This window comes from Pantoea sp. S62 (assembly GCF_016658625.1).
In the GTDB taxonomy this organism is placed as follows: Bacteria; Pseudomonadota; Gammaproteobacteria; order Enterobacterales; family Enterobacteriaceae; genus Pantoea; species Pantoea vagans.
Genome location: NZ_JACVVI010000024.1, coordinates 1 through 13,751 on the forward strand (window position 1 = coordinate 1; position 13,751 = coordinate 13,751).

Here is a 13,751-nt window from a genome sequence, read left to right on the forward strand (position 1 = left end):
GAGCTGCGAGTCCCTGTTCCGCCCTGACCTGCGCGGTAAACCGGTGGTGGTGCTCAGCAATAATGACGGCTGTGTCATCGCCCGATCGGCGGGCGCCAAAGCGCTGGGCATCAAAATGGGGGTACCGTGGTTTCAGATAAAAAATGAAGAATATCCTGAGAAGATTCATGTGTTTAGCTCGAATTACGGGCTTTATCATAGTCTCAGCCAGCGGATCATGACGGCTCTGGAGGAGATTACGCCCCGGGTCGAGCAGTATTCGATTGACGAGATGTTTTTGGATCTGACCGGCATTGACGGGTGTGAGGATTTTGAGCACTTCGGCCGGCGCCTGCGGGCGCACGTGCTGGCCATAACCGGCCTGACCGTCGGCGTCGGCATGGGGCCGACCAAGACGCTGGCAAAGAGTGCCCAGTGGGCCGGCAAGGAGTGGAAGCAGTTCCGCGGGGTGCTGGCCCTGACGCCCGGTAACCCGAAGCGCACGGCCACCCTGCTCCAGAATCAGCCGGTGGAGGAAGTCTGGGGCGTGGGCAGGCGCATTGCCAGAAGACTGAACCTGATGGGCATTGAAAACGCCCTGCAGCTGTCGCGCGCGCATCCCGCGCTCATCCGCAAAAACTTCAGCGTGGTGCTGGAGCGGACCGTGCGTGAGCTCAACGGGGAGTCCTGTATTCCGCTGGAGGAACTCCCGCCGGCCAAACAGCAGATTTGCTGTTCGCGGTCCTTTGGCGAGCGCATCACCTCAAAAGTGGCCATGCAGCAGGCCCTGTGCCAGTACGCGACCCGCACCGCAGAAAAGCTCCGGGGAGAGCGGCAGTTCTGCCGGCGCATCAGCGTGTTTATCCGGACGTCGCCGCATGCAGAAAACGAGGTGTTTTACGGCAACAGCGCCGGCGAGAAGCTCAGCCTGCCGACCCGGGACACCCGCGATATCATCGGGGCGGCCATGCGATCGCTCGATCGTATCTGGCTGGACGGCCGCAGGTACATGAAGGCCGGCGTGATGCTCGATGACTTTATCCCGCACGGCGTCAGTCAGCTGAATCTCTTTGACGATGCGCAGCCGCGGGCCAACAGCGCGCAGCTGATGAAGGTGCTGGACGGCATCAATCAGTCCGGGCTGGGCCGCGTGTGGTTTGCCGGTCAGGGCGTGAATACGGAATGGAAAATGAGGCGGGACATGCTGTCACCGGCGTGGACCACGCGCTGGAGTGATATCCCGGTGGCGCGCGTGATGTAACCTGTAGCGGCAGGGCACAGCAGACATAACATAGGTCTGCTGCCCTGCCCTGTCATGAAAAGTGCGGCCAGAACTCATCCATGATGAGCAGGGGTTTACCCGGGCGCTTTCCGCGGAAGTATCGTCCGCGCGGAACCCTGTCCTTACGCGAAAGCTGATGAAGCCAGTCATCAAAGGCCGGACGGCGCCTGCGGACGGGTCCCTTAAACATGCTGGCTGACTGCGTAACAGTTTTGAATACAATCCCCGGGCTGCGCATCTGCGTCAGCAGTTCCTGCATTTCTTTCATAGCTTCCTCTGGGTTAAATGTTATTCACTGCCGTGTTTTTTCTTCTTCCAGCCGCCGTTGGCCAGGAAGGCTGCGCGCGAAACGCAGGCGCCCCAGAGCAGCTGCATGCCGATTTTGACCAGCTCACTGGCATCAGGCAGGAAAAAAAGCGGCACGATAAAGAGCGTGCTCAGCAGAAACCCCCATTCGGCAGCGCTTTTCCGGTCTGCATCGCTGAGCGTCTTTAAGCCTGAAAAACCTGCAACGAATTCAGTAACCCGCATCATTTTACCTCATGAAATCATGATAGAATGATTTCATTCTAATAGTTAACCACCGCGCGTTTCACGCAGCATCCGGTACCCTTCAAGGAGCATGTCTGTCATTGAGATACCCTGCTCAGCCGCATAGGCTTTCATCTCTTTGTGACGGGCAACGGACACTTTGATCTGTATGGGCTTGATGTCCGAATCGGGTCTCGCCCCTTTTCCCGTGACGTCCAGCGTAGGTTCACTTGCCGGCGGCGGTGAGAGTTTTATTGTATTTTTAGGCTGCTTCACGTGAGCTCCTGAGCATTAATTCATTAAAAAATGATATCATGCATTAATGATATCATGAATTTCCTCAACCATCGCTCTGGCTTCGTCATTGAGCGTTTTGAAGGGGGTTTCAAACAGCGCCCTGCCGCCGTCAAGAGCCTGCCCGTATGCGGGCTGGAAACGGATTGTTGCGTTAAGGACCCTGAAGCCCCACGCACCGATAGTGGCCTGTGCTTTTTTCCCCTCTGCCGCAGACGGCGTTTTCGCGACAAGAAACACAATCTTCTCCCGCGGAATGCCCTTCATCGTCAGCTCGCGCCCGAGCTCAAGCGACGGTTCGAGATCGTCTATCGTCGGTCCGGTCGAAACGATGACCAGGTCTGACTCTGAGGCAACGTCCATTGAGGTCGTCTCGGCGGCAGGACGGCCGTCAATGATGATCAGGTGATACTGATCCCGGACCTTTACGGCGGTGTCCACGCGGCGGTAAAGTCCGCACTCGATCGCAGGCAGCCCGGCTTCCTCACGCCTGCGGCACCACTTTATTGACGTCTGCTGTTTCTCATCAATATCCGCGAGATGCGTCTTCCATCCGGCCTCGGTAAATCCCGCCGCCAGCGTTCTGGCCGTCGTACTTTTCGACCCGCCGCCTTTCTGCCCGATACAGGAAATTATGGTCATGATTTCATCCTTTCATTATTTCATTTTTTAAACTGAGCCAACTATGACACGGTTTAAGCACGAATGAAAGCATGATAACATTAAATCATGATAGAATGATTTACCGTTTACAGGGAGGGTCCTGCCGATATGAAACAGACATACTGGGTAAGCATCTATAAAGGAAGAAGTGATGACGCTGAGAGCCGTATCTTTTCGCCGGAACAGCAAAAGCGAGCACAGTTTCAGGAATGGCTCAGCGATGCCCGTGACGTAAAGGGCAGCGGCGGGTGCCGCTGCCGGTTCGGGAGTGAACTGCCTCTCAGCATTGTCCGGCGCGGAGAAAACTGCCATCTGGCAAAGTACCGTTATACCGGTGCACACCACAAAGAAGACTGCCGCTTTTACAGCAGGCTGGCGGGGGAAGGAGGGCAGCAGGCTTACCATCAGGAAGCCCTGCGGGAGACCCCGGCCGGCACGCTTATGATCTCACTTGACGTTCCGCTGAAAAAACTCGGTGACGGCGAAGCAGAACCGGCTGAGACACCGGCGCCTCGCTCCGCGGGAAAGACGGTAAAACGCAATACGATGACGCTGCTGGGCCTGCTGCACCTGCTGTGGGAAACATCCCGCTATACGGAATGGCACCCGGCATGGGAAGGCAGCCGCAATGGCCCCCTGATGGGATGGCATCTGCGTAAATCAGCAGAAAACATCCGGGCAGCAGGCTTACGGCTCGCCGATCTGATGCTGACACCGGCCGGCTTTAAGGGGGACAGGGACGCGAAGCGCAACGCAGATGCCGTCCGTCTTGCACGTGAAAACAAAACGCGGCTGATTGCCGTGGCCGAGCTGCAGACGTGGAAGCCTGAGTTTGACACATGCCCGGACCGCCTTCCTGTCAGGGACTTTCACGGGATGCCTTTTCTGACCATTGCGCCCTCGCTCTGGCGCGCGCTGGGCCACAGCTTTTCCCGCGAGCTCGACGCCTGGAAAGGCGGGGCCAGAACCATTGTGATTGCTTACGTCGATCCGGAAGCGCCACGCGGAAAACTGGTCAGGCAGGCGGCACTGATGACGGTCAGCCCCCGCTTTATTCCGGTGGATTCGGGTCATGAAATGAAGCTTGAAGGGATACTGCACGCATCCGGACGTAAGTTCATGAAGCCGCTGCGCTACGATGCGGGCCTCGCTGACTGGCTGCCGGACTTCTGCCTGACCGATCTGGCCGCAACCGAAGACAACCTTTTTGCGCTCGAAGTCTGGGGAATGGACAGCGACGCATACCGGCTGCACCGTCAGGAAAAAACGGCCTGGTACAATGCGGCCTACACGCCGGCGGGTTGGTGGTCATGGGATGCATTCCGCTTTCCTGACACCGTTCCTCCGCTTCCCGCCGCGGACGCGCTGCTTGGCCGGCAGCACCATACCGGAATGGACTGAGGGGCTTATAATGAAAGCATGCTTGCATGCTTTCATTATTTTAATGTTTACTGAACATCCCTGACCCGTAAGCATTAAATCATTATTTAATGACAGCATGATTTCATGAAATCAGCCTGCGGACGGCGGAAAGGAAAACGTCAGGTCGGCCGGCAGATCCAGCGCAAAAATACGCGTGTAGATTTCGGTATTCTCCAGCCGCTGATGCCCCAGAAGTGCCTGCACCTGCTTTATATGAATGCCGTTCATCAGCAGATGAACCGCGAAGCTGTGACGGAAGGTGTGCGGCGTCACCGGATTTACCGAAAAGCGGATACCCTGCGCGCCGGCGCGTGCTATGGCAGCGCGGATCCAGTTTCGCGGCGTTTCCTGGCTGGCCACGTCCCAGACGGGGGTCGCCCGGCGCGTCATCATGCGGAAGGTGGCAAACAGTTCGCGCATGCGGGAGACGTAGGCCGTATCCGTCAGCGGGATCGCCCGGAAGGGCGTTACTGCCTGTGCTTCACGGGTCGGGCGGCCGCGGCTGCGCGGCGTGCGCTGCTTCAGGGTGCGCAGCCGCACAAAGGGCACCTCGGAGTCGAAAAAAAAGTCGCCCGGGCAGAGCGCCAGCGCCTCGTTGAGCCGCGCGCCCGTATTCCACAGCGTATCAATAAGCGTCCGCTGCTTCAGGTCAGGCAGGAAGCTGAGCAGCTGGCCGACTTCAGGTGCCAGCAGGTAGCGGGGCACGTCGAGGCCGGCGGCCACGGCCATTTCGCGCAGCCGCACGGCGCGGGCCCAGCCGCCCGGCAGCATCAGGGGCGCGTGCCGTCGGTCAGTGTCGGATACGGGTATCAGGTTCATTCATCTCTCAGGGTCCGGATGGGTCCGCCCGGACGGCGGTACCGCACGCTGAATAGTGTGCCGTGACCGTTACGGACGAACCAGATCAATAAATCGCAGATTGCTCCAGGGACATGATTGCTGAAACTGGGGAAAAAACGCAATAGCCTTAAAAAACCCAGGCAGCAAAAGTCCGCTCCGCGCGCCTCACGCGGTAAAGTGACGCAGAAAACAATCTAATAGGCTGATATAAAAAGACAAAAACGGAATGGCCGGGCTGACGCTGCAGAATGGGGAGTCTAACGGAAATGCCCAACCGTAAAAAATCGGGCAGGCGAGGCCCGGACGGACGGCATGAAACTAACAGAAGGAAGGAGGAAAGGTTCTGAGAACGGCAGGATCAAAAAAGGCCTCCGTGAGGAAGCCTTTTTCGAAATTTTCGCGTCCCGGCCATGGCCGGAATCGCTCACACAGTCAGAGAGCCTGTCTCCGGGGAAATATTCGTTCAAACCGGCGGCTTCGTCAAATGTAACGTCCGCGGCATCCGTAGCAGGCCAGGACAGCAATGCTTCAGATTAATTGACTGTATGCGGGCTGGTACGTCAGTCTGATTGCCTGGTATAAGCAGGAAACCGACACAGGCCTGATGCGGGAAATGACATTTTGTAGTGGCTGAACTTCGAAACTGAACCCTGAACATGAGCATTAAGAAAAACTCCGCTGGCGGTAAATCGCATTAGGGGAAACCCTCCGTTCCCGGAGTTTTACCGAATGGCACAGCGGGGCGATTCTGTGTTATCAGGGTTTTACCGAGTCAGGGCGAAAGGGAAGGCATCTGGGAACTTTGTGCCAGAGGCGGGAGTTGGTAATACAGCTCAAACGTAAGCCTTATACGATAAACCTCTTGAGATTGCATTTGAGTTATGTATGTTTAAACAGTGCTTTAATTGAAAAGGATATTTTAGATGGGTGGCATTGTCGAAGGTGTTAATTTAGAGGTCTGCGTACATTCTGATGCTGCACAGTTACTTCCCCTTGAAGAAGGCCTCAATGATTTCAATGATTTAATGACGGGGATGAGCGACCGCCAGCCATTAGCTGTGTTGATAAAATCAAATACAAACGGTGAAGTGCTAGGGGGAATGCAGGGGCGCTCTTCGTTAGGTCTACTTTTTATAGATCTTTTCTATCTTCCACCTGAGTTGCGGAGAATGGGCGTTGGTACAGAAATTCTTTTACGCTTTGAGGAGGAAGGAAGAAAAAGAGGCTGTACTTCTGCATTCTTGTACACAATTAGCTTTCAGGCTCCTGATTTCTATAAAAAACACGGCTGGGAAGAGTTCGGACGTATTGACTGCAAACCGCAAGGAACGAGCCGAATCTTTATGAAAAAATCCTTATGAGCGTTCTGCTTTTCACACAAAGTGGAGAAAGCCCCAGCGAGTGGGGGCGATTCGGGAGAATTGGCGTTTTACCGAATGCCCGGAACAGGATGTAAAAAAACCGCCTGGCGGCGGCTTTGACTACAGCAAAGAAGAGTTTCACGTCAGATTAGAGCCATCTGCTCATTATTCAGCAGAGCCAGCCTTTCAGACAGTTTTATCTTCTCTTCAACTTTTTCAAGGGAGGATGGCGACATGAAGCTGATCAGCTTATCAATGTCTTTAGGTTCTTTGATAAGAACAAACTCTCTTGTCTTATTGATGAAAACAGCTGAGTTTTTCTTTTTTGAAAGCAGCTCAATGACGTTGCTTAAAGTGCCTGGACTTTTTGTATCCCAGACCATAAGGCCACAGTCTGCTGCTTCTGCCATCTTAATATCTTTGGCTGTGTAAAACTCACGGCTACCGGGGCGATGGTCTGACTTAACAAGCTCCACGGGCCACGCACCGAAATTGTGCCGGGGTTTAAGATCACTGGTAAACACAGTTGCTGCACTGTAACCCAATTGTTTAAGTTCCAGTTGTACGGAAGAATCAACGCCAGACGCGTCACCGACAACAACATCAAAGTTCTTACCGACAATCTTCTTTAACCGCTCAACGATAAGCGGATCGAGTTTTTTTATGGTTATCGAGCCTGCAACGAAAACTGTCGTCGTCATGGTTATCTCCAGGTCAGCGCCGCCACATAGATTTTATTGATCTTATTATAACCGCGTAACGCTGTAACCGCAGCTTCCATGGAAGCTCCTGTATGGAAGAGATCGTCAACGATGAGGGCATTGAAAGGGCCGTTTTTGCCTATTTGGTCCTGATAGGTAAAAGCGCCAGCAACAGCAGCAATTTTTTCCTCTCTGGTCTTCAGGTTTTTTAATGACGTACCACCCGGCGCTTTGATTAATAACCTGTTGAAACTAAGCATATTATTTCCAATCTTCAATGCCAAAGCATTAGTGATTGCTGTCACTGGCTGAACTGCCCGCACATTTGTAGCTGCCATCGGGATGATTAATTGTATATTTTGAAAAAGAGGTACGGCATTAACTAATAAGCACTGAGCCAGAGCATCGACCTGGCTCATGTCATTTTGATATTTCAACTGGTATACGGCTTCCCCCACCTCCGTGCGATCGTTTTGAAACCTGGGATTACCGTACTCGTCATCACCTAAATAAGTACTTTTAATCAAGTGCTTATCCATCGCATAACCCAGATCCCAGTTACCCGCAATTGGCTTGATGTTTACTTTCACTGCGCTTCCCTCACTCGTTACAAGATGTGAATGAGAATACGCGTGTTAGGATAATTCTTAAAGAAATCTTTAGTGAATTACCTGAGCAGTTCAGTCTTATAGGCGTTTTACCGAATGTGAGCGAACGGATAAGCATCAGTCCACTGTGTGCCACAAAGCAGAAAAACAGACATGAAGTTTTTGCAACCTAACTAGCTAAAATTTAAGCGCTAAATCATTTCAACTTGAAGAACATTAGCGATAATGAATTTACATTTAACACTTAATGCACTAGTCGATTTGCAGGCTTTAAAATTCAGGTTGACCGTTGAACTACTAATAAGATTTAGCTGGACACCTTGTTCAAAAAGCACTTCCATCTCATGACTATTAGCCCCCTCGTCTAATGAAAAAACAAAGGCTTTCTTATTCGTATTTTTTATAGTAATTACCATAATATCAATTCGGCCAGCATCAAATGCTTTCCCCATCCAATCGCCATTATTTAAAGCAATCCTCGGGCAAAATGATGTTGAAAATACGCGATTTGTCAAAAATGACCCCATCATTCCACCTGATTTTTCTAAAGGCCATGTACCTCCGTGAAATAATACCTGACCTTCTGGAATCAACATCCCATGCTTTGAAATTAATGAGTTAACAGTTTCAAAGTCTTCTGGAGGATAATCTTCTTGATAAGAAATTAGTGGCTCAGGTGTTGGGTGAGGCATAACGCTTCGCCATTTTTTGTATTCAGTGTTTTTATTAAGATAGTTAATAACATGATGATCGATTCTAGGCTCATCTTTATTAGCAGCAATTAGTTTTGCAGCATCGTGTGCAGAATTCAACACTGAATCAATTTCTATTTTTATTTTAATAAATGGTTTCCATTCCCCTTTTAATAACAAGTCATCGGCTTCTTCATTTGTCGGTTCTCTTTCATCCCATATTTCCAATGGGTCCGAAAATGCATCAATTATTTTAAATTGGTTTTTATCAAGCTGCACAGGCATTACCACATTTTACCTCGATATTTTACTACTACATTAAACTGTTCTAAGATCTACTGCAATGCCATCTATTCGCTCATAGCTGAAGAAGCCAAACGGGAGAGTGCGGTTCTGCAGAATTGGCATTTTACCTAACGGCGGCAGAAGGGCGTAAGAAAACCGCCTGGCGGCGGTCAGTGCGGCATCTTCACAACAAATTAATGTCCGATCTGATTGGGTCGGAAATTGTCAGCAATACGTAATGCCTCGGTTTTTCCTCCAGGCAGTAATCCTGCTTTTGAAAGTATATATTTAGGAAACTTAGTTGGAAGATACTCATGTCGGAACCAGCGGCGGAATTCGGGTAATGCTTCATTTGGATATGCATTGATCATCTGTGGGTTAGACGCAGCCTGGTTAAAATCATCTGGGTAATGATGTGCGCACTGTACGCGTTCGCCAAAGCGGCTTGAAAGAACAGAGCTAGTCCAATGGCGTCCCCAACAAGAGCCTACACTAATATCGGGTACGGTATACATATTCACAACAAGACCAGCGGATATCAGATCTACCATCAAACCTGCAATTTCATTAAATATAATGAAATGACCATCAGGCACAGTGCCAGTGCTTTGAATAATCGAAACTCGTTGATGGTAAGGCCCCCAAGGATCTTCCGGCTGGTATCGAAGTGCGCCGTAAATATAGTCGCGAAGTCCTACCCTGGCTAATTCTCGAAAGTATTGTTGTGCCGTTACATTCGAAGCAGCCTGAGATTCAAAAGCATAAAATTCGAGTAGAGCCATGCATACGATATCGGGGAAGGCGTAATGGATTGTTCCCCCTCGCATGACTGAGATAAAAAGGACTTGCTCTGTATATTGGGCTTGCTGTAAATAAGAACTAATAAACTCCATTCGCCCACGTGAAAATATGCCACTTTGAAAAGATTGGGCATATTCATTGGCTATATCAGCAATGTTTGTAGGACTTACGCCACATATTCTAGCGAGTCCATTCTGAGTAAGGTATGGAATGCCATTTTCTAAAACACCCATTTCAATATTGTTAAAGATGCCTTCTTGTTTAACGCCAAGGTCTAATACGCCGACATTTGTGTTTGAAGGCTGATTGGTTGAAGTCATAAAATATTATCCTTTTTAAAATTTTAACTATATTTCCAAAAAAACAACCCTTAAGAGCCTGCTTTAGACCTGAGATTTTTCCATTCATCTATCAGATTTAGCCTGTTTATTATACCAGCTTCGTTTAGTCTAACTAGGGCTGAATCGGTAAACTGAGGGTTTTACCGAATATCCGGTTTAGCAGCCACCGGGATCAGATTTGACATCCTGGTCCCCTTAAGCCAGTCCTCGTAGGAAGGCATCGTGTTCCACGAATCCTCCTGGCTCATCTGCCGGATGCCGGTTTCCTGAAAATCGAACTGTTTTACCAGAAGTCTTGTTTTCTGCGTCAGGCCCATTCGGGTTTTTAAGGGTCTTTCATCATATGCGATTTTATTACTATCGGGGACAAACAATATTAGAGTTTCACCATCAGTATTAAAAGTAAGATCTCTGTAATCGCCATGCTTCCTGTATACAACATGACGCTCAGCTTCAATATACTTTCTTTTTATGTACCATATTTTATAGCCGATAACTTTTTCACCGCCGTTCTGCTCAATGTATTTATCTACGTTCATCTCACAGTTGGACTGCTTACACCATAACTCTGGTTTAACATCTAAATATACCGGGTATTCCGTGCTTAACGATCTGCAGAATGAGGCGACATGCTGGTCAATGCTTTCTGGCGTGGTGAGGTCTTTTAAGTTGAATGTCATTGTATGGTATTTCCTTATGGCTGGATTTCAGTTCATCAGCAGGGCTGGAGTCTGGCGCAGGATTTTTATCAGTCTAATCAACTGCCTTCATCCGGGTCCGGAGCCGTTTTTCCGGTTTGAAGCGGGCGAACATCATGTTCTAACATCCACTGATCACTAGCCTCCGTATGCCCGTCAGATTCTGTAAACACGATGATTTCATAAACGGGATTAAGGCTGGCCTGATATTCAACGGCTTTCAGCAGGTCAGGGCTGGGGAAGAATAATAAATACACGCCTTCGGTCAGATAGTTCCTTTTCAGTGTCCGGGACGAGTGAAGACTCACTTTCCGCCCGTTTATATCGATAATCTCATTTGACTTAAGTCTGTTCAGCGCACGTTCTTCAAATATGCGTTTCAGTATCTGATCGCCGTGAGATTTGTTGTTCACGCACAGATAAACATCACACTGATGAAATTCGGCCCGCTCAGTCGCATATTTTACGATGCTTGTGTGCAGCCCGCTTAGCTCCGAATATTCACGCTGCAATATCACTCGGTCAGTCATTATGGTTCCTTTTAATGAATGGATTCCGGTATTCGTCATATCTGTAATGTCTGAATGCCCGGATTAGGTCGAAAAAAACCGCCTGGCGGCGGCCTGTTCATCAAAGTTGAAGTACCGCTGAGAAAACGCGCGTTCTGCCCTGATGTTCGCTTAACCTGCTCCCCCACGTCCACTGTAATCAGTATCGGCAGCGCTCAGAAATCTTTCAACTAATAATGAAAATTAATATTTAATTTCTCAATGCTAACCGGGATTTTCAGGTTCGGCCTTATCCGGGGCTTGCCAGTGCCGGCTAAGCGTAATGGAGAAAAGGTCCGGGACAAGAATTGTCATAGAAAAGATGATTAAATAAGCCCTGCTGAACAATAGGGCCTGAAGGAGGCAGTTACATGTTTGATGTGTTAAATGACGGAGTGAATTATTTTAAAGCGTGGATTATTGCAATCTTTATATGGGGGACGCTCTGCGCAGCGGTCTGGTACATCTTTTTCAGCGATGCGCGGCGTGATTCATTTCACGGCGGCGGCCTGTCAGACTTTATTGATTTCTTTCCTCCGTGGCTGGTTAACGGCGTACTGGCGGCATGGTTTGTCGCCGGGACGTTCCCGTTTCTTGATTACATGGCAGATAAAGAGCAGTTCGGCAGCGTGGTAGGAAGCGCAAGGGAAATGGGGCTTTTCGACGAAAGACCGTGGTACGGATCAGGCGGCTATCAGTTTCTGGCCGTGGTGCTGATCCTCGTCGCCAGCTACCTGATTCACCGCTTTTTTGACGACTGAAACAGACGTAAGTCGGGCTTGCAGGCCTGCAAGATGCCGCTCACTGAAGCGGCATTTTTGTTTCGGTAAGATAGGCGTTTTACCGAACAGTAGAAAAAAGCAGATATACAAAAAAATAGGATCACAGTTTTCTGAAATCTCTTTAGCTATTCGTGCTATTTCGTGTATTATGGACTCAAGTTGAGCAATGCTGATATAGGTGCTTAATGAGGACGAAAAAAAACCCGGTTTGGAAGACCAGGTTTATTTTCAGTTCCGGGTACGGTTGGAAGTCGTGCTCAGGAACAGGGTGCTGCATGTATCGACTAGTGATGCAATTTTAGCACTATTGACGGCCCCGTCAATATACGTCAACCCCATTGTTGGCTTATAATGTCTGAGCTTGTCGGTTTGAGTGCAGCACTAACGGGTGAAAGTAACGAATTCTCCCGATCGGAAACGGGTGGAGCCGTCCGGTCTGCCCCCACTTATAGGGTGCTGCATGTATCGACTAGTAATTGATACGCGCCGTGAGGGAAGTCCAAGGGCATAAGCGGCGTGTGGCGCTCTCCTGAATAGGGAGATGCCGAAGTGATAACTTTAGGAACTGTCCTCCTGGTGATGCAGATAATGCTAACCGGAGTAAAGCTTATCGTTGCGATTCAGCAACTGACCGGACGCCGCTAATGGCTGAAGGAACTTGAATAAAGGCGGGGGTTTTCCACCCCGCCTTTTTTCGTTTCTGCGCGGCGATTCGGTGTTATGGGCGTTTTACCGAACGGCGGCAGAAGCACAGTGAAACCTGCCTGACAGTTCTCTGCGCTGCAATATCATTTTATTAGCGGTATATCTTTTAACCTCGTTGTATAGCGTGGTGACAGCATTTCCCGCTTCATCTGCCAGGTACTGTCACGTTCTCCCTGACCCGCAAACCACACTTTTCCCTTGCCTGAGCGGTTAATGGTGTCCAGCGCAGCCATCAGCGCATCAGCGTGTGCACGCGGCTGTTGTTCGCTGAACATGTCAAACTGCGTCACATCGGACTGATAAAAATCTCCCAGCATGACGCCGGCCTTGGCGTATCTGTATCCATCCCGCCAGATCGTGCGCAGGCCGCGAAGTGCCAACTCTATAATGTCCCGCGTATCACTGGTCGGATAGTCACAAATGCGGGAGGCAGTGTTTGAATACTGCAGCTCATCGCCGTGCCGGCCGGTGGCGATGGACACGCTGATATGGCGGCAGCGCGATTTCTGCTCCCTGAGTTTTTCCGCCGCACGCGTGGCATACAGCACCACTGCCTGCTGCATCTCCTCCAGCCGCGTAATGCGCTGGCCAAAAGAGCGTGAGTTTACGATCTGCTGTTTCGGCGGCGGCGCATCCTCGAGCGCCAGGCAGGACTCGCCGTTGAGCTCACGCACGGTGCGCTCAGTGATAACGTCAAAATTTTTTCTGATCATGCTGATGTTACTGTCTGCCAGCTGCAGGGCGGTCGTGATGCCCAGCTGGTTCAGGCGCAGGCTGATGCGTCGGCCAATGCCCCAGACGTCACTGACGTCGGTCAGGTGCAGAAGTTTTCGCTGCCGGCTCCGGTCTGACAGATCAACGACGCCCCGGGTCTGAGTCCATTTCTTGGCGGCGTGGTTGGCCAATTTGGCCAGCGTTTTGGTCGGCCCGAATCCCACACCAATAACCAGTCCGATCTCCCGTCTTATGCGCTCGCGCATCTGCTGTCCGAACGTCTCAAGCGGGATAAGGCTGCCAATCCCGGTGACGTCGAGAAAGCTCTCGTCGATCGAGTAAACTTCCTGCCCGGCGGCCATTTCGCCCAGGATGGCCATCATGCGTGCAGACAGGTCGCCATTTATGTGGAATGCAATTTAAACAAAAAATGAGCAACTATACCTCCTGGGTTGAAATCCAGTCCGTACTTATTCAGCCTTAAATTGCTGCAGTTTACCTCCG

The 13,751-nt window shown here is 50.6% G+C and carries 15 protein-coding genes; 4 read left to right on the forward strand and 11 right to left on the reverse strand.

Annotated elements, in window-relative coordinates; genetic code table 11:
• Positions 1–1,240: translesion error-prone DNA polymerase V subunit UmuC (gene umuC, locus IBT54_RS23070; protein ID WP_201253159.1), on the forward strand; the 1,240-nt coding region annotated here is incomplete at its 5' end.
• A gap of 309 nt (positions 1,241–1,549) precedes the next feature.
• On the opposite strand, the gene IBT54_RS23075 is transcribed toward umuC (IBT54_RS23070), so the two are convergent.
• The 3 genes from IBT54_RS23075 to IBT54_RS23085 are packed head-to-tail and all read right to left on the reverse strand — an operon-like array spanning position 1,550 to position 2,728.
• Entirely contained in the window at positions 1,550–1,795 is a 246-nt protein-coding gene (locus IBT54_RS23075) for a hypothetical protein (RefSeq protein ID WP_201253160.1), read from the reverse strand.
• 42 nt (positions 1,796–1,837) lie between these two features.
• Positions 1,838–2,068, reverse strand: coding sequence for a hypothetical protein (locus IBT54_RS23080; protein WP_095708341.1), 231 nt, complete (start codon positions 2,066–2,068; stop codon positions 1,838–1,840).
• 36 nt (positions 2,069–2,104) lie between these two features.
• Positions 2,105–2,728 (reverse strand): ParA family protein, encoded by a 624-nt coding sequence (locus IBT54_RS23085; protein ID WP_187501747.1) that lies wholly within the window; start codon positions 2,726–2,728, stop codon positions 2,105–2,107.
• Between the two features lie 129 nt (positions 2,729–2,857).
• On the opposite strand from IBT54_RS23085, the gene IBT54_RS23090 reads away from it, so the two are divergent.
• Complete coding sequence (locus IBT54_RS23090; RefSeq protein ID WP_201253161.1) at positions 2,858–4,150, forward strand: DUF1173 family protein; 1,293 nt, start codon at positions 2,858–2,860, stop codon at positions 4,148–4,150.
• 111 nt (positions 4,151–4,261) lie between these two features.
• Here the strand turns inward: IBT54_RS23090 and IBT54_RS23095 are convergent, their stop codons facing one another.
• Positions 4,262–4,990: a tyrosine-type recombinase/integrase gene (locus tag IBT54_RS23095; protein ID WP_236263645.1), complete on the reverse strand. Its 729-nt coding sequence runs from the start codon at positions 4,988–4,990 to the stop codon at positions 4,262–4,264.
• A gap of 944 nt (positions 4,991–5,934) precedes the next feature.
• On the opposite strand from IBT54_RS23095, the gene IBT54_RS23100 reads away from it, so the two are divergent.
• Positions 5,935–6,372 (forward strand): GNAT family N-acetyltransferase, encoded by a 438-nt coding sequence (locus IBT54_RS23100; protein WP_201253162.1) that lies wholly within the window; start codon positions 5,935–5,937, stop codon positions 6,370–6,372.
• 143 nt (positions 6,373–6,515) lie between these two features.
• On the opposite strand, the gene IBT54_RS23105 is transcribed toward IBT54_RS23100, so the two are convergent.
• The 6 genes from IBT54_RS23105 to IBT54_RS23130 form a co-directional block, all read right to left on the reverse strand.
• Positions 6,516–7,073, reverse strand: a complete 558-nt coding sequence (locus IBT54_RS23105; RefSeq protein WP_201253163.1) for a hypothetical protein — start codon at positions 7,071–7,073, stop codon at positions 6,516–6,518.
• Between the two features lie 2 nt (positions 7,074–7,075).
• Complete coding sequence (locus IBT54_RS23110) at positions 7,076–7,663, reverse strand: ComF family protein (protein WP_201253164.1); 588 nt, start codon at positions 7,661–7,663, stop codon at positions 7,076–7,078.
• Positions 7,664–7,872: 209 nt separating this feature from the next.
• Positions 7,873–8,658 carry a hypothetical protein gene (locus tag IBT54_RS23115; RefSeq protein ID WP_201253165.1) on the reverse strand — a complete coding sequence of 262 codons (786 nt, stop codon included), beginning with the start codon at positions 8,656–8,658 and terminating at the stop codon, positions 7,873–7,875.
• Positions 8,659–8,852: 194 nt separating this feature from the next.
• The gene (locus IBT54_RS23120; RefSeq protein ID WP_201253166.1) at positions 8,853–9,779 is read right to left on the reverse strand and encodes a hypothetical protein; all 927 of its coding nucleotides are present in this window, start codon (positions 9,777–9,779) and stop codon (positions 8,853–8,855) included.
• Between the two features lie 161 nt (positions 9,780–9,940).
• Positions 9,941–10,480, reverse strand: a complete 540-nt coding sequence (locus IBT54_RS23125) for a hypothetical protein (protein WP_201253167.1) — start codon at positions 10,478–10,480, stop codon at positions 9,941–9,943.
• Between the two features lie 77 nt (positions 10,481–10,557).
• The gene (locus tag IBT54_RS23130; protein ID WP_201253168.1) at positions 10,558–11,028 is read right to left on the reverse strand and encodes a hypothetical protein; all 471 of its coding nucleotides are present in this window, start codon (positions 11,026–11,028) and stop codon (positions 10,558–10,560) included.
• 389 nt (positions 11,029–11,417) lie between these two features.
• Here IBT54_RS23130 and IBT54_RS23135 point away from each other — a divergent pair, with 389 nt between their 5' ends.
• The gene (locus tag IBT54_RS23135; RefSeq protein WP_201253169.1) at positions 11,418–11,807 is read left to right on the forward strand and encodes a hypothetical protein; all 390 of its coding nucleotides are present in this window, start codon (positions 11,418–11,420) and stop codon (positions 11,805–11,807) included.
• Positions 11,808–12,616: 809 nt separating this feature from the next.
• On the opposite strand, the gene umuC (IBT54_RS23140) is transcribed toward IBT54_RS23135, so the two are convergent.
• Positions 12,617–13,666, reverse strand: coding sequence for a translesion error-prone DNA polymerase V subunit UmuC (gene umuC, locus IBT54_RS23140; protein ID WP_370585219.1), 1,050 nt, complete (start codon positions 13,664–13,666; stop codon positions 12,617–12,619).
• Positions 13,667–13,751 lie beyond the last annotated feature (85 nt).